This is a genomic window from Photobacterium sp. (assembly GCF_057456235.1).
This window is the reverse complement of the sequence record NZ_JBVCPH010000023.1, coordinates 25,209-39,865: the sequence shown is the minus strand read 5'-3', so window position 1 is coordinate 39,865 and position 14,657 is coordinate 25,209. Positions and strand designations below refer to the sequence as shown.

Sequence of the window (14,657 nt, the reverse complement as noted above, 5' to 3'; positions counted from 1 at the left end):
AATTCAATCTCGGTGATAATTAATGTCAAGATTTCGACATCTCGCCCTTTCTCAACTGGTTCAGAATTTTCAATCTGATATAGTGTGTACAGTTTTTTGTAATCGACAAATTAAGTTACAACAATCATGAATAAATTTGCTGCAACTTCCCGAACTTTAGCCATCTCGGCGTTGATGCTGGTCTCTGCTTCTGCAGTCGCTGCACCCGCTGTGGTGCCTGATCCACCTCAAATTGCCGCAAAAGGCTATGTGTTGATGGATTACCATTCAGGTAAAATCCTGGCTGGTAACAAAGCTAACGATAAAATACCGCCAGCCAGTCTTACCAAAATGATGACCAGTTACGTCATCGGCCAAGAAATTAAACGTGGCAATATTTCCCTGGATGACACTGTTGTCATCAGCAAAAATGCCTGGGCAAAGAATTTCCCTGGCTCTTCGAAAATGTTCATCGAAGTCGGCAGTGAGGTCAAAGTCGCCGATCTGAACCGCGGTATCATTATCCAGTCGGGTAACGATGCATGTGTGGCGATGGCTGAGCACGTCGCCGGATCAGAAGATTCCTTTGTTGATCTGATGAACGCATGGGCGAAAACCATTGGTATGGACTCCACCCATTTCGCCAATGTTCATGGCCTTGATAATAATAGCCTGTACACCACACCGTATGATATGGCCCTGCTTGGTCAGGCTCTGATCCGAGATGTACCAGACGAGTTTGCTATCTATAAAGAGAAGTCATTCACGTACAACAGTATAACCCAGTACAACCGCAACGGCCTGCTATGGGATAACAGCTTAAATGTTGACGGCATGAAAACAGGTCATACCGACAATGCCGGCTATAGCCTGGTAAGCACCGCAACTGAAGGTCGAATGCGCCTGGTTGCCGTGGTAATGGGAACCCAAAGTGCCAATTCCCGTAAAGCCGAAAGTAAGAAGCTTCTTAACTATGGCTTCCGTTTCTTCGAAACAGTTTCGCCACACAAAGCTAACGAAACGTTTGTGACAGAAAAAGTCTGGATGGGTGACATTGATGAAGTGTCACTGGGCGTCAGTGCAGATACCTTTGTCACTTTGCCTCGCGGCCAGACAAAAGACTTAAAAGCCAGCTTTATTCTTGAAAAAGAGTTGAAGGCACCCATCGCGAAAGGCGATGTGGTAGGAAAACTATATTATCGTGTTGGCGAAGAAGATATCGCTGAATATCCACTACTCGCTCTTAACGATGTCAATGAAGGCGGGATTTTCAGCCGCTTGATTGACTACATCATGATGCTGTTTAAAAGCTGGTTAAGTTAATCAAATCCCACACAGTTCCGTACAAAGGCGACCACAATGGTCGCCTTTTTCTTTACACACTGTCCTACAACCTGTTTCCCCCGATACTTGTTTTCTGGTTACTGACACATTACTATGCTCGCCTAATATCAATCTGAGTGGTTACGTACCCACAGACAATAATCAGCCAGATATTACATTCAGTCATACCGAATGCGGACCCCTGGAGTTCAGAATGCAACAGCAACAAACGCAACCAAAACTAAAAGACCTACTTGAATTCCCTTGTAAGTTCTCCTACAAGGTAATGGGGTTCAATAAACCAGAATTACCTGATCTGGTTGTAGAAGTCATCCAGCGCCACGCGCCAGGCGACTATTCGCCAACGGTTAAGCCAAGTGGCAAAGGCACTTACAGTGCCGTTTCAGTGACCATTACCGCGACTTCTATCGAGCAGGTAGAGACGCTATATGCAGAGCTTGGCGATATCGACATCGTTCGCGTGGTACTCTGAGCCTGGGTTCGCGAAAGATCAAGTAAACGAATACCCCTACAAAATTGGCGGCTGATAATTCAGCCGCCAAGCTTTATAATCCCCCAGAAGCTTTGCCCTATGCGGTATGTTATGCTGGATTCGTTCATTCAGGCTTTGCCTGGTTACCATATGGGTGTGATAAATTGCAAAAAAATCTCATCATTCGAAACCTTGGCCGACGGGATTACGAACAAACCTGGCAGGCTATGCAGACGTTTACCGATCAACGTTCACCACAAACGCCGGATGAAATCTGGCTGGTTGAACACAACCCTGTCTTTACTCAGGGGCAGGCCGGTAAAGCAGAGCACTTGTTGCATACCGGTGACATCCCTGTGGTACAAAGCGATCGTGGCGGGCAGGTAACCTATCATGGCCCGGGCCAGCAAGTCGCTTATATCCTGATTGATCTGAGAAGGATCAAATTGGGTGTGCGTGAACTGGTTACACATATTGAAAATACCGTCATTAATACCCTGTCCCATTTTGGGGTAGAGTCTAATGCCCGTCCAGATGCCCCAGGTGTGTATGTCGACAATAAGAAGATTTGTTCACTCGGGTTACGTATCAGGCGTGGCTGCTCTTTTCATGGCCTGGCGCTCAATATCAATATGGATCTGACACCATTTCTGCGCATTAACCCTTGTGGTTATGCTGGCATGGAAATGACGCAGTTGTCCTTGTTGAATGGCCCTTCTGAATTACTGGAAGTTCAGCCTGTACTTGTTGAAGAGTTGACAAAATTGCTCGATTACCAGAGCATTGAGTGGATAACGGAGAGCAGTTAAATGAGCAAACCAATAAAAATCGAACAGGGTGTCAAATACCGTGACGCCGACAAGATGGCTCTGATCCCTGTACGTCATGTTGCAGAAGAGGCGGCCCCCAAAGACGTATTACGCAAGCCTGCATGGATGAAAATTAAGCTGCCATCAGACAGCAAACGTATCCAAGAAATTAAAGCTGCTATGCGTAAGAATAATCTCAACTCTGTTTGCGAAGAGGCTTCTTGCCCTAACCTGGCTGAATGCTTTAACCACGGTACGGCAACCTTTATGATCCTGGGCGCCATTTGTACTCGCCGGTGCCCATTCTGCGATGTTGCCCATGGCCGACCGCTGCCGCCAAGTGCAGAAGAGCCGGTACAGCTCGCTCAAACCATCTCAGATATGAAGCTTAAATACGTCGTGGTTACGTCTGTAGACCGCGATGACCTTCGAGATGGCGGTGCCCAGCATTTTGCTGACTGTACCCGTGAAATTCGACAGAAAAACCCTGATATTCGAATTGAAACACTGGTGCCAGATTTCCGTGGACGGATGGATAATGCACTCGAGATCCTGCGTGATAATCCGCCGGATGTCTTTAACCATAACCTTGAAACCGCCCCTCGGCTGTACCGTAGAGCGCGTCCGGGCGCTAACTATCAGTGGTCTCTGGATCTGCTGAAGAAATTCAAGGAAATGCACCCGGAGATCCCGACCAAATCAGGTGTGATGATGGGTCTGGGAGAAACCAAAGAAGAGATCGTTCAGGTCTTGAAAGACTTACGTGCACATGGTGTTACCATGCTGACTCTGGGACAATACCTGGCACCAAGCCGTCATCACCTGCCGGTCGAACGTTATGTTCCGCCATCAGAGTTTGATGAACTAAAAGAAATTGCCTTAGAGCTGGGCTTTACTCACGCTGCATGTGGTCCATTTGTACGCTCTTCTTACCATGCCGACCTGCAGGCAAAAGGTATTGAGATTAAGTAGTTTCTAGTTTCTAGTTTCTAGTTTCTAGTTTCTAGTTTCTTAAAAAGAAAAACCGCTTTAGGCACAAGCCAAAGCGGTTTTTTATACTTCGCAATACTTCTACTATTGGCTATTTGCGCGCTCAATAGCAGCAGAAAATACAAGTGCTATCGTATTTAATGCTTCTTCGCTGATCGGCTTACCATTTGAATCCGTCACACTCATTGATGTCCGATTGCCTAAATCACCCAGTTGTAATTTATACGTACTGTCGTCGAGCATAATGGGGTTTACGCCCAGTTCAGTCCAGAGTTCATCATCAGGAGAGCGGAACTTCACTTCCACCGCACCTTGTGAACGGTTACGGCCTTCAACGGTGAAACCAAGCTCACTGACCAGCGGTGGCAGACGTTCCCAGAATACGTTATAAGGTGCACGCGCAATAATCACAGGCAGTCCGCTGCGATCTTTACCTATTGAGATCGGGATCTGTTTGACCAGTTCCTCGGCACGAACACGCGCTTCATCACGAAGCAACTGATCATACTGCGATGTCACCAGGTTGGTCATCAAAATACTGTAACGCTCTTTATTAACGAGCGATACGGGTTTTTCAACACCGCCTTCCCGCCAGTCAACCAGCGAAATCTTAAAGCTATTACGTTCAGGATCGGAGGATTTCTCAATCCGGTAACGACTACCGACTTCAGCTTCTTCGTCGTCATTCATCCAATTGATCCAATCCGTCTCAATCGCATTCGCTGACTGGCTACGAAGACTGATATTCCTGTCAGCAATAATACGCTGAGTTAACGACCATACTTGGGCTAAAACGGCCGGCTTAGGCAATAACAACGTGACGCCATCGGCATCTTGGACACTTCGGGCACCAGGAATAAGCGCTAATACCTGTTGTGGTGGGCGAATATCAACCGCTGGCCCTATTTCACCTTGGTACCTCTGATCAGAAATAGCGTAGTCTGCGGCAGCAAATGGTTCAGCTCCCGCAGGCAAAGTCCAGTTTTCTAATGGCTTTGAATCGAGATAGGTAAAATCCTGATTTGCTTGACGACGTCGCTCTGCACCACCAGAACAGGCAGCCAAACTGGCAACCATAACAGCAGTTAATACAAGCCTGTAATTACAATTCATTTATGCTTCGCGCTCCTACGCTTTTGCAAACTACAGCAGCACATTGGCATCTTTAAGAGCCTGAATAACGACTGGCTGTGCTGACTCACTTAATTCTGTAAGCGGCAAACGCAAATACCCATGCTCAATCAACCCCAGTTTATGGGCGGCCCACTTGACTGGAATTGGATTCGATTCGATAAAAAGGTGTTTGTGCAACGGCATTAAGCGTTCATTAATTTCTTTCGCGGCCTCTAACTGGCCATTAAGAGCCAGCTTGAACATTTTTGCCATATCTGCAGCAGCCACATTCGCGGTTACAGAAATAACCCCCTGCCCGCCTTGAGCAACAAAATCTAAACCTGTTGCATCATCACCGCTTAATTGGATGAAGTTTTCGCCACAAAGTTCCCGAGTTTTATGTACACGGGATAAATCGCCTGTAGCATCTTTTATTGCAACGATGTTGTCTATTTTTGCGAGACGAGCAACGGTTTCCGGCAATAAATCAACCGCGGTCCGACCCGGCACATTATACAGAATTTGAGGCAGCTCTGTCGCTTCCGCAATCGCTTTATAATGTTGAAATAAACCTTCTTGTGTCGGTTTATTGTAATACGGCGTGACAGACAGACAGCCCGCAACTCCCGTACCAGAGAAGAGTTTACTGAAGGTGATGGCTTCATGAGTTGCGTTCGCCCCCGTGCCCGCAATAACAGGCACACGACCTTTGGCATATTCTAATGTTTTTAATACGACCTTTACATGTTCATCAACGGTCAGCGTTGCCGACTCGCCTGTCGTGCCAACGGCAATAATTGCATCCGTGCCAGCGGCAATATGATATTCCACCAAACTGGCCAGGCTTGCATAATCGACTTCGCCAGCCTGATCCAACGGTGTTATTAGCGCTACCATGCTTCCTGAAAACATGCCCATCTCCCCTTTTTATATAAGCATTCATGGTACTTTTCGGTGACCGTAAACTCAAGCGCGATCGCAGGTAAAACAGTGAACTAAATAGATACGGTTATTATCCCGGCCAGTTTCCTGTGCTAACATGCAGATAAGATAGCAAAACGATGTGAATAAATATGGAACATTACCTGGTCATTACTGCGGTTGGTACGGATCGCCCCGGTATTTCAGACGAAATCATCCGGCTCATCACGCAATGTAATTGCAATATTGTGGATAGCCGCCTCGCCCTGTTCGGCACTGAGTTCACCTTGATTATGTTGCTATCTGGTAACGGTAATGCTATTTCCCGTGTGGAATCGACCCTGCCGTTGAAAGCACAAGAGCATGATTTAGTCACGGTAATGAAAAGAACGACGAAACATAAAGATCGCTTCTTTCCTTACACGGCCGATTTTAACATCGAAGTCGATGATACTTCTGGAATTATCGAGCATTTCACTCATTTTTTTGCCGTCCGTAAAGTTGATATTTCATCCTTAAGCGCACATACCCAGGAATCCCCAAATCACGATGCGAAAAATCGTTTCATTTTACAGATCAGCACCAATTTGCCTGAGGGCTGTAATTTGATGTCTCTGCAAGAAGAGTTCGAAGCCCTCTGCCATGATCTCCTTGCCACCGGTACCGTCAATTTCATCGGTCATAATCAATAAGGAAAAATTGTATGAAGACTCTGACCGCTGGTATGCCAGCTCCAGCCTTCACCCTGCTAAATCAGGATAACCAACCTGTCAACTTGGCTGATTTTAAGGGTAAGAAAGTACTGGCTTATTTTTATCCTAAAGCCATGACCCCCGGTTGTACTGTTCAAGCGTGTGGGCTGCGAGATAGTAAAGCAGAGTTAGACGAAAAGAATGTGGTGGTGTTAGGTATTAGCATTGATCCGGTTAAACGCCTGCCTAAATTTATTGAGCGCGATAACCTTAATTTCACCCTCTTATCCGATGAAGACCACGCTGTCGCCGATCAATTTGGTGTCTGGGGCGAGAAAAAGTTCATGGGTAAAGTATACGACGGTCTGCACCGCGTCAGCTTCCTGATCAATGAAGACGGCATCATTGAACATGTCTTCAACAAGTTCAAAACCAAAGATCACCACGAGATTGTGCTGAACTACCTCAACAACCATCAGTAATATGGCAACGACAAGATCCCCTGCACAGCAGCAGGGGCCTTCAGTCTCTGAACGATTTATGAATACGGTGAGGGGAAATTACAGCTCCTGTGCATTCACCCAGATAACTGCATCCTGAGACATCTCTTTACCTTTATGCTCAGTCACAGGACCTGACCCTAGGCAAGCAAAGCCCCATACCCCGGCTTTTGGAATGCCAAATGTGAATTCTCCATCCTGATCGGTGATCGCCACAATTGCCGTTTCCGGTGCTTCACGGTGCGTCTTTTTACCGAACGCATTGCCTTTCATGTCAATGTCAGTATTAATAAATTCAATCTCACACTCAACACCTGCCGCAGGCTTACCTTCACTCAGCAGCTGACCGGTAAATGTGCCACCAGCAAAAACCTGGTATGGCTTATTCAGCGGTACAATCTCCGTCGCCAGCTCCAGTGGCTGTTCCCAACCAGTCGGAAGGCCACCTTTATTAACATACGATTTGGTGATCTGCTGAATATAAATGTCTTCACCTTTTTCATAATATGGTGCAGGGACTACGGCAAAGACGTAATCACCGTTGCGCTTCACTTTGTAGTCAGCATGGTAAGCTTTTGCTGTATTTTCCGGACCCGCCCAGCTGATCTGTTTCAGCTTGCCCATCAAATCTATACGCTTATCTTTGAACTGAACGAAGAACTGCTCTGGCTTATCCATGTCCATCACGTGACCGTTATCCATCGGGTGACCGAATACCAGCTTCATGTCGATCTCAGTCGGTTTTTCCACAATCACATCCGGTGTATAGACCAGCTGAAAGTGAGCATTAGCCGCACCAGAGATAGCCAGAGCGACAAAGCTAAGTGATGTAACAAGTGTTTTTTTCATTAATTTCAATCCTTTCTACTTAGAGGAAATACCTCAGTAACTGCATATTATTCGGTGATATCTTCACTGCCGATTTCAACCAGATGGCCAGGGCCTGCATTAAACTGAACCTTGTATTCGCCTTGCGGCTTGTTGAACTCAAACTCACTGTCCTCACTCATCTTGCCAGCAAGTAATTGATTATCTTCTGCATCGGCGACAATAACTTCAACACCGGCCGCTGAAGAACCATCAGAGAAGCCTCCCTCACATAACACGGTGCCGTCACCGTTGTCATAACAGGAACACAATGGGGTATGTGCCATACCAGTCAGCGGCACCATGGATAACATGAGCGCGAACGAAAGTTGTTTTTTATTCATATCGAGACCTGATTATTATTTTCTGTTACCTATTACGGTCGAATTCAACCGAACAAATAAGCAACACACTGAATACCGAGAGCAAGATACCAGTAACTCAAATGAGAATCCTTCTTGTTCGTGTTTTTATTGAGGTAAATCAAAGATGGTGATAATAATTATCATTTGAATTGAATAGGATTGATTTATAAGGCTAATATTGACATGAGCATTATCTTAACAGCATTCCTTTTTAGCCGGTTGTGAGTAACCTTTATGACACTAAACGATATTAAGCCCAATCAAACTGTTGTTGTTCACCGTCATCGCGCAACGGGAATGATAAGACAACGCCTGATGGATTTAGGCATCATGCCTCATACCACTGTCACGATGATCAGGAGTGCCCCGCTCGGCGATCCGATCGAAATCAAAATTGACAATACCCATATCTCACTGCGCCGCACAGAAGCGGCAGGGATTGAAGTGGTAACAATCGCTCCCCCCGAAGCGTGTTAATGCAGGGAAAAGGAAAGTAAAATGACAAATCGCACGCCACTGGTTGCTCTCTCCGGACAACAAAATGCAGGCAAATCCACGCTTTTTAACCTTCTCACAGGAGCCAGGCAGCATATAGCCAACTATCCAGGGGTAACCGTCGATAAGAAATACGGCTATTTTCGCTATCAGAATCAGCCTTATCAGGCTGTTGATCTGCCTGGCACCTACAGTTTGTCGCCTTTCTCTCTTGAAGAACGAGTAGCCCGGAATTTTCTCTGCTTTGAAAAGCCCGACCTCATCATCAACGTTGTCGATGCCGCAAACCTTAAACGCTCACTGCACTTAACAGTCCAGTTATTAGAAATGGCCTGCCCGACAGTGCTGACACTGAACATGATGGACGTTGCCAATAAACAAGGGATGACCATTGATACTGAGCGTCTCAGCCTGCGCCTGTCAATACCGGTCGTGACCACTGTCGGGCGCAAAGGGGAAGGACGAGAAGCGCTTTGCGAGGTAATAAAAACTCAGACCGCAGCGAAAACAATCAAAACGGCCAACACAAAGTCCGCGGTTCAGCATGGAAATCTGCCTCACTATCCTGCGCTGACGGAAGCTATAGCCACTATTGATGCCGAACTGGTTAGTGTTGAGGAAGAAATTGACGAGCTACCGCGCTACTGGCTGCTGCTTAAATTGCTGGAAAATGACGCCCAGATTATCAGCCACCTGACTGACAGACTGTCAGAAACCGATCTGGCACCACTGCTCGAAATGGTATCTGTATTGCGCGCACAGTTTGATCGCCAATACAAAACCGGTATAAATGACTACATTGCCGCTCAACGCGAAGCTTTTGTGCAATCGTTGTTCGCCGACGCTGTTGTCGTCATACCGCATCAGGGACCAACCGTGTCACAACGTATTGATAAAGTCGTACTGAATCGTTTTCTGGCTCCGGTGTTCCTGGTTCTGACCGTCTTTATGATCTACCAGCTAGCGATCGTCCATGGCTATACACTAACCAACTATACTTGGCCGTATCTGGCAAACTTTCGGGAGTTCGTCGCCGGGTTACTACCGGAAGCCGGATTCCTGTTTGATCCTTATACCCGATCGCTGGGGCTATGGATCGTCGATTCCGCCAATACTCTATTGAACTATGTTCCTATATTTCTGATTTTGTTTGCGCTGATTGCCATTTTGGAGGATTCAGGTTATATGGCACGGATCGCCTTTGTGATCGACAAAGTACTTCATCGTTTTGGTCTTCATGGCCAGAGCACTCTGCCGCTCATTCTCAGTGGAGTATTCGCCGGCGGCTGTGCGGTACCCGGAATTATGGCAACCAAAGGCATTCCGGATCACCGGGCCAGAATGGCCACCATACTCACTGTGCCGTTTATGAACTGTCTGGCCAAAGTTCCTCTCTATACCCTGCTGGTTGGTATCTTTTTCAAGCAGGACCAAGCACTGATGATGTTCTACATTTCAACCATGACCATTATCGCTGCATTACTGGTTGCCAAGCTGTTGTCTCTGACCGTATTGCGCGGTGAGGAAAGTGCCCCATTTGTGATAGAGCTGCCACGTTACAACCTGCCCACAGTTCGCGCTGTGCTAACCCGTTCGACTGAACGTACCTGGATTTACATCAAGAAGGTTGGCACCATTGTCATTGCCGTATCTGTAGTGATCTTTACTCTACTACAATATCCAGGCCTGCCCCCTGAGCGAGACAACTTCTATCAACAACGCTCAGCACAAGCAATTCAAAAGTTCAATAAGGCAATGGCAGGAAACCCCTACCTTGATGTCGCACAAGGTGAGCAGCTGGTATCACTGGTCAACTATTACAACGATTTCAAACGTGCCAAGTTAAATGCCAAAGGCGCGGAAGCTTCCAAAGCGGTTAATATAACATTCAAACAACGTAACCCGACTTTCTTCCCATTTGTTAAAGCGCCTAAGGGAGACCTACTGGCGAAAAAAGCCAATCGAGCATTGCGTAATCTGACTAGCGCCCGTAAATCAATTCGCCGGGAAATAAAAGAAGAACGCCTGACCAAATCCTTTCTCGGATCTGTTGGCCGTTCAATGGAACCAGTCACGCAGTTTGCAGGCTTTGACTGGAAAATTAACGTTGCCCTGCTGTCTTCTTTTGCCGCCCGCGAAAGCAGTGTTGCCACGCTGGGTGTACTGTTCCAGCAGGAAGATGATCAGAATGCCAGCCTTGAACAACGTATGGGTGAGCAAACCGAAGGCATCACGTCACTCACCGCGGTGGCAATGATCCTGTTCTTTGCACTGTATCCGCCATGTCTGGCTACGATGATCATGGTTAGGGTGCAGACAGGACAATATCGCTGGATGCTGCTCTCACTGATCTTCCCCACCGCGTTGGGACTGGCCGTTGCAAGTACGACTTACAGTCTGGGTCTGGCACTGGGCGCGTCTGGCATTGCTATGATGAGCGGCGTGTACTTTAGCGGTCTGGCATTGCTGCTCGCCGTCGGGTTTTATCCGGCCATCAAACGCAGGCTTATGCCTGCTGCTGACAACACAGCCCCACTAAACAATAGCGGAGCGCTCTGATGGCGAATACAGATTCTACTTTAGCAGTATTACCTTATCTGACTGCCACCACCAGCTGGGAGGATATCGCTGTTGCCGGCCTGGTGATCATTGCCGCGTTTGTTTATCTCTATATTAAGTGGTGGAAAAACAAGGGACGGTGTGACGGTTGCAAACGATGCGGCAAAGCAATGCGTCAACCCCGCTGTCAGCAGATGGACACGATATCAGTGATATCTCTCCCCTCTGATAACAAGACAGCAACAAACAAATCGACCAATCAGAGTAGCGGCTGAATCAAGAAAATCATCCTAATACCAACCGGGATAAGTAATAAAAATAGCCGACCTTCAATAAAAAATGCCAGTCCGTTTAACAGACTGGCATTTCCCAAATACGGTATTTCTTCTTGTAAGCACTATCGGCCTATTCACTCACCGTCTCGTCATCGAGCTCTTTAGCGGGCAAGGCATTCCATACAGCTTTCACCAGGGTCGCTAACGGGATCGCAAAAAATACCCCCCAGAACCCCCACAGTCCACCAAAAACCAAGACTGCCACGATGATCGCAACAGGGTGCAGGTTAACCGCTTCGGAGAATAAAACCGGTACTAATACATTACCATCTAGTGCTTGAATAATACCGTAAGCGACTAACAACCACCAGAAATCGGGAGCTAATCCCCACTGAAACAGACCAACTATTGCCACTGGGATCGTCACTGCCGCCGCGCCGATATAAGGGATCAACACAGAAAAACCAACCAGCACCGCGAGTAACACGGCATAGCGTAAATCCATCACCGCAAAGGTGATATAGCTGGTAATGCCGACAATGAAAATTTCAGTCACTTTACCGCGAATATAGTTAGAGATCTGTTCATTCATCTCCACCCCGACCTTGCTCGCCAAACGGCGATTTTTCGGCAAGAGGCCACTCAGGGTTGCCAGCATTTCCTGTTTATCTTTCAAAAGGAAAAAGACCAATAACGGCACCAGAATTAAATATACCGCCAGTGTCGCCAGGCTGACCAACGAGGCGAATGAGCCTTTTACGACGCTTTCCCCCATTCCCAGTACTTTTTCACGCAGCGTCGTCATGAGAGTCACGATCTGATGTGGCTGGACAAGATCAGGATAACGTTCTGGCAGGCTGGACACATACTCCTGCAGGCCGTTGAACATCGTTGGCACATCAGCAACAAGGTTGCTAATCTGGTGCCAGATAGTCGGCACCAGACCGAAGATTGCCAGTACCATTAAGCCTGCAAAAATCAGCAGGACCACAATCACCGATAGCGAGCGAGGCAACCCTAAGCGACTTAGTCGCATGACTGGCCATTCAAGTAAGTAAGCAAGTACAATAGCCACCAATAATGGCGCAATGAGATGGCCGAAAAAGTAGATCGTTATAAAACCACCTAACAGAATAGCAACCAGACTTACTGCGTGGGGATCAGAGAATCGTCGCTGATACCAGCGAGTTAGCATATCCAGCATAAATATCTTTACAGCCTTTTTGTCACAATAATTACAAGCTCTTGATAAACATCAGCTTGCACCTCAACATTAAACCCATGGTTTAATAAATAACGGGGAATATCTTGTCTGCCACCGGGATCTGAGATGTGGATCCGCAAAACTTGGCCAAAGCGAAGGCTTTTACTTGCTCGTTTAGCTAATAAAAGTGCCATAGGGCAACGTTCTGATGTCAAGTTAAGCGCTTGGATTTCCATTCCAGTATACTGACAGTTATTATACATCAGGGTATTGTATACCCAAACTACTGCAAGATGCAGAGTTCCGCGAGAATTCCTTGCCTTTTAGTCAGGGTTGCCGTTTCACGCAATAGTGATTTTACTTCGGGAGTGGCTGACACAGAGTAAAAGACAATGGTCGTGGCCTTTTCGGCGTAGCTCTGAATCTCGTTTCTTTAGACGGTTTGGGGATAATAAATGACACCGGCTCAACAAAAAAGAAACCCGTCATACGTTTTGTTGTCTTAGTTTCAATGGCATCAGTAACTGCTCATTCAGCAGTGATGAATGTCATGGGTATAATGTCTTGGGATCTCCACAGAAGGCGGTTGTATTATTAACATGTTTCGATTTGCTAAAGCGCCAAGCTATCTCTTAATCAGTGCTTTATTGGGCTCAAGTTTTACGGTAAATGCTGATAACTTCAACACCCTACCGGAAATCGGCACAGCAGCAGCATCAACGTTAACGATAGAAAAAGAGCAGGAATACGGTGATGCATACATGCGCATGCTGCGGGCCAGTAAACCGGTCATCAGTGATCCTTTACTGTCAGAGTATGTCCTGGACTTAGGTCATCGCTTGGTCGCCAATGCCGAGGATGTTCGTACACCTTTTAATTTCTTCATGATCCAAAGCCGGGAAATTAACGCCTTTGCTTTCTTTGGTGGCTATGTGGCTCTGCACAGCGGGCTGTTTTTACATGCCAACACTGAAAGTGAGTTAGCCTCTGTTGTGGCGCACGAGATTGCTCACGTCACCCAGCGTCATCTTGCTCGAAGCATGGAAGATCAGGCGAAAAAATCGCCTGCGACAATGGCCGCTCTAATTGGATCTCTGATGCTGGCTATTGCTTCACCGGAGGCCGGTATTGCCGCTATTCACGCGACCACCGCCGCTTCAATGCAAGGACAGATCAACTATACCCGCAGTAATGAAAAAGAGGCTGACCGTATTGGTATTGCAACACTCGCAAAATCAGGCTTTGACGTACAAGCGATGCCGCAGTTTTTTGGTCGTTTGGCCGATCAGTATCGTTATGCCAGCAAACCACCAGCAATGTTGTTGACTCACCCATTGCCTGAAGCGCGTGTCTCTGATACCCGTAGCCGTGCAAATCAGTACCCGACCGTCAGGGTAACCCCCTCTGAACGTTACCAGTTAGCCCGCGCCCGCATTGTTGCGCGCTTTGCCGGTATTGACAGCGATGCAGCACTGGATTGGTTTGATCGCCAGCTGAAAAAAGCGAATTCCAGCCAAACCACAGCGCTAAACTATGGCAAAGCCCTCGTTTATATGGATTCTGGCAAGTTTAACCTGGCGCATCAGTTACTGGATCCGTTAGTGGCTGCCGAACCCAACAACCGCTTTTTCATTGACTCGGCTACCGATCTCGATCTGTTTCAGAAAAAATATGATTCTGCTATCAACCGGTTAGAGCTCGCTTTAAAGCAGAACCCGGAACATAAAGTATTGCGCTTAAATCTGGCTCATGCCCTGCAGGAAGCCGGTCGGACGACGGACAGTATTTCTATTCTGACCCGCTACACCTATGATAGCCCTCAGGATACCAATGGCTGGAGCCTGCTGGCGCAAGCCTATGCCTATAGCGGAAAACGCGATGGTGAACTGGCCGCCCGTGCCGAATTACTGGCATTACGGGCACAGTGGGACAAAGCGATCAATCACTATATCCAGGCAAGCCAGATTGTCGATATTGATTCATTGGATCAAGCTCGTTATGACGCCAGAATTGACCAGCTTCGCCTTTCCCGCGAGCGCTTCGAGAATCTGCAATAGTTATGAGGTGAGGGC

Annotated in this window: 16 protein-coding genes; 10 read left to right on the top strand and 6 right to left on the bottom strand. The window is 47.2% G+C overall.

Annotation, left to right across the window (positions count from 1 at the left end):
- Nucleotides 1-126 precede the first annotated feature (126 nt).
- The 4 genes from AC2204_RS19310 to lipA all read left to right on the top strand — a co-directional run bounded on the left by AC2204_RS19310 (nt 127) and on the right by lipA (nt 3,576).
- Nucleotides 127-1,302, top strand: a complete 1,176-nt coding sequence (locus tag AC2204_RS19310; RefSeq protein ID WP_318927491.1) for a serine hydrolase — start codon at nt 127-129, stop codon at nt 1,300-1,302.
- Nucleotides 1,303-1,516: 214 nt separating this feature from the next.
- Nucleotides 1,517-1,795: a DUF493 family protein YbeD gene (ybeD, locus tag AC2204_RS19305; RefSeq protein ID WP_318927490.1), complete on the top strand. Its 279-nt coding sequence runs from the start codon at nt 1,517-1,519 to the stop codon at nt 1,793-1,795.
- A gap of 164 nt (nt 1,796-1,959) precedes the next feature.
- Nucleotides 1,960-2,604, top strand: coding sequence for a lipoyl(octanoyl) transferase LipB (gene lipB / locus AC2204_RS19300; RefSeq protein ID WP_318927488.1), 645 nt, complete (start codon nt 1,960-1,962; stop codon nt 2,602-2,604).
- Nucleotides 2,605-3,576 carry a lipoyl synthase gene (gene lipA, locus AC2204_RS19295; RefSeq protein ID WP_318927486.1) on the top strand — a complete coding sequence of 324 codons (972 nt, stop codon included), beginning with the start codon at nt 2,605-2,607 and terminating at the stop codon, nt 3,574-3,576.
- Nucleotides 3,577-3,678: 102 nt separating this feature from the next.
- Here lipA and bamC read toward each other — a convergent pair whose 3' ends face one another.
- Both bamC and dapA read right to left on the bottom strand, forming a co-directional pair.
- Nucleotides 3,679-4,707, bottom strand: coding sequence for an outer membrane protein assembly factor BamC (gene bamC / locus AC2204_RS19290; protein ID WP_318927484.1), 1,029 nt, complete (start codon nt 4,705-4,707; stop codon nt 3,679-3,681).
- Nucleotides 4,708-4,737: 30 nt separating this feature from the next.
- Nucleotides 4,738-5,619: a 4-hydroxy-tetrahydrodipicolinate synthase gene (dapA, locus tag AC2204_RS19285; protein ID WP_318927483.1), complete on the bottom strand. Its 882-nt coding sequence runs from the start codon at nt 5,617-5,619 to the stop codon at nt 4,738-4,740.
- A gap of 161 nt (nt 5,620-5,780) precedes the next feature.
- Here dapA and AC2204_RS19280 point away from each other — a divergent pair, with 161 nt between their 5' ends.
- Nucleotides 5,781-6,320: an ACT domain-containing protein gene (locus AC2204_RS19280; protein ID WP_318927482.1), complete on the top strand. Its 540-nt coding sequence runs from the start codon at nt 5,781-5,783 to the stop codon at nt 6,318-6,320.
- 11 nt (nt 6,321-6,331) lie between these two features.
- Nucleotides 6,332-6,802 carry a thioredoxin-dependent thiol peroxidase gene (bcp, locus tag AC2204_RS19275; protein WP_318927481.1) on the top strand — a complete coding sequence of 157 codons (471 nt, stop codon included), beginning with the start codon at nt 6,332-6,334 and terminating at the stop codon, nt 6,800-6,802.
- Between the two features lie 78 nt (nt 6,803-6,880).
- Here the strand turns inward: bcp and AC2204_RS19270 are convergent, their stop codons facing one another.
- Nucleotides 6,881-7,669 (bottom strand): DUF4198 domain-containing protein, encoded by a 789-nt coding sequence (locus AC2204_RS19270; protein ID WP_318927479.1) that lies wholly within the window; start codon nt 7,667-7,669, stop codon nt 6,881-6,883.
- 47 nt (nt 7,670-7,716) lie between these two features.
- The gene (locus tag AC2204_RS19265) at nt 7,717-8,031 is read right to left on the bottom strand and encodes a hypothetical protein (RefSeq protein WP_318927477.1); all 315 of its coding nucleotides are present in this window, start codon (nt 8,029-8,031) and stop codon (nt 7,717-7,719) included.
- A gap of 255 nt (nt 8,032-8,286) precedes the next feature.
- Between AC2204_RS19265 and AC2204_RS19260 the strand changes: the two genes are divergently transcribed.
- Genes AC2204_RS19260 through AC2204_RS19250 form a run of 3 tightly spaced genes read left to right on the top strand, consistent with a single transcriptional unit; the run spans nt 8,287 to nt 11,381 of the window.
- Entirely contained in the window at nt 8,287-8,529 is a 243-nt protein-coding gene (locus tag AC2204_RS19260; protein ID WP_318927475.1) for a FeoA family protein, read from the top strand.
- A 21-nt stretch (nt 8,530-8,550) separates the two neighbouring features.
- Nucleotides 8,551-11,106: a ferrous iron transport protein B gene (gene feoB, locus AC2204_RS19255; RefSeq protein WP_318927474.1), complete on the top strand. Its 2,556-nt coding sequence runs from the start codon at nt 8,551-8,553 to the stop codon at nt 11,104-11,106.
- Nucleotides 11,106-11,381, top strand: coding sequence for a hypothetical protein (locus AC2204_RS19250; RefSeq protein WP_318927472.1), 276 nt, complete (start codon nt 11,106-11,108; stop codon nt 11,379-11,381). The genes feoB and AC2204_RS19250 overlap by 1 nt, the downstream gene beginning before the upstream one ends.
- A gap of 130 nt (nt 11,382-11,511) precedes the next feature.
- Here the strand turns inward: AC2204_RS19250 and AC2204_RS19245 are convergent, their stop codons facing one another.
- Together AC2204_RS19245 and AC2204_RS19240 are read right to left on the bottom strand one after the other, a co-directional pair.
- Nucleotides 11,512-12,585: an AI-2E family transporter gene (locus tag AC2204_RS19245; RefSeq protein ID WP_318927471.1), complete on the bottom strand. Its 1,074-nt coding sequence runs from the start codon at nt 12,583-12,585 to the stop codon at nt 11,512-11,514.
- 8 nt (nt 12,586-12,593) lie between these two features.
- A complete protein-coding gene (locus AC2204_RS19240; RefSeq protein ID WP_318927470.1) occupies nt 12,594-12,821 on the bottom strand; it encodes a sulfurtransferase TusA family protein in 228 nt (75 codons plus the stop codon).
- A gap of 363 nt (nt 12,822-13,184) precedes the next feature.
- On the opposite strand from AC2204_RS19240, the gene bepA reads away from it, so the two are divergent.
- Nucleotides 13,185-14,642 (top strand): beta-barrel assembly-enhancing protease, encoded by a 1,458-nt coding sequence (gene bepA, locus AC2204_RS19235; protein ID WP_318927469.1) that lies wholly within the window; start codon nt 13,185-13,187, stop codon nt 14,640-14,642.
- The last annotated feature ends 15 nt before the right edge of the window (nt 14,643-14,657 follow it).

Bases quoted from the DNA above. Each gene is read 5' to 3' on its own strand.
- AC2204_RS19310 (WP_318927491.1), top strand. From the start codon at position 127: ATGAATAAATTTGCTGCAACTTCCCGAACTTTAGCCATCTCGGCGTTG.
- ybeD (WP_318927490.1), top strand. From the start codon at position 1,517: ATGCAACAGCAACAAACGCAACCAAAACTAAAAGACCTACTTGAATTC.
- lipA (WP_318927486.1), top strand. From the start codon at position 2,605: ATGAGCAAACCAATAAAAATCGAACAGGGTGTCAAATACCGTGACGCC.
- bamC (WP_318927484.1), bottom strand. From the start codon at position 4,707: ATGAATTGTAATTACAGGCTTGTATTAACTGCTGTTATGGTTGCCAGT.
- dapA (WP_318927483.1), bottom strand. From the start codon at position 5,619: ATGTTTTCAGGAAGCATGGTAGCGCTAATAACACCGTTGGATCAGGCT.
- AC2204_RS19280 (WP_318927482.1), top strand. From the start codon at position 5,781: ATGGAACATTACCTGGTCATTACTGCGGTTGGTACGGATCGCCCCGGT.
- bcp (WP_318927481.1), top strand. From the start codon at position 6,332: ATGAAGACTCTGACCGCTGGTATGCCAGCTCCAGCCTTCACCCTGCTA.
- AC2204_RS19270 (WP_318927479.1), bottom strand. From the start codon at position 7,669: ATGAAAAAAACACTTGTTACATCACTTAGCTTTGTCGCTCTGGCTATC.
- AC2204_RS19265 (WP_318927477.1), bottom strand. From the start codon at position 8,031: ATGAATAAAAAACAACTTTCGTTCGCGCTCATGTTATCCATGGTGCCG.
- AC2204_RS19260 (WP_318927475.1), top strand. From the start codon at position 8,287: ATGACACTAAACGATATTAAGCCCAATCAAACTGTTGTTGTTCACCGT.
- feoB (WP_318927474.1), top strand. From the start codon at position 8,551: ATGACAAATCGCACGCCACTGGTTGCTCTCTCCGGACAACAAAATGCA.
- AC2204_RS19250 (WP_318927472.1), top strand. From the start codon at position 11,106: ATGGCGAATACAGATTCTACTTTAGCAGTATTACCTTATCTGACTGCC.
- AC2204_RS19245 (WP_318927471.1), bottom strand. From the start codon at position 12,585: ATGCTGGATATGCTAACTCGCTGGTATCAGCGACGATTCTCTGATCCC.
- AC2204_RS19240 (WP_318927470.1), bottom strand. From the start codon at position 12,821: ATGGAAATCCAAGCGCTTAACTTGACATCAGAACGTTGCCCTATGGCA.
- bepA (WP_318927469.1), top strand. From the start codon at position 13,185: ATGTTTCGATTTGCTAAAGCGCCAAGCTATCTCTTAATCAGTGCTTTA.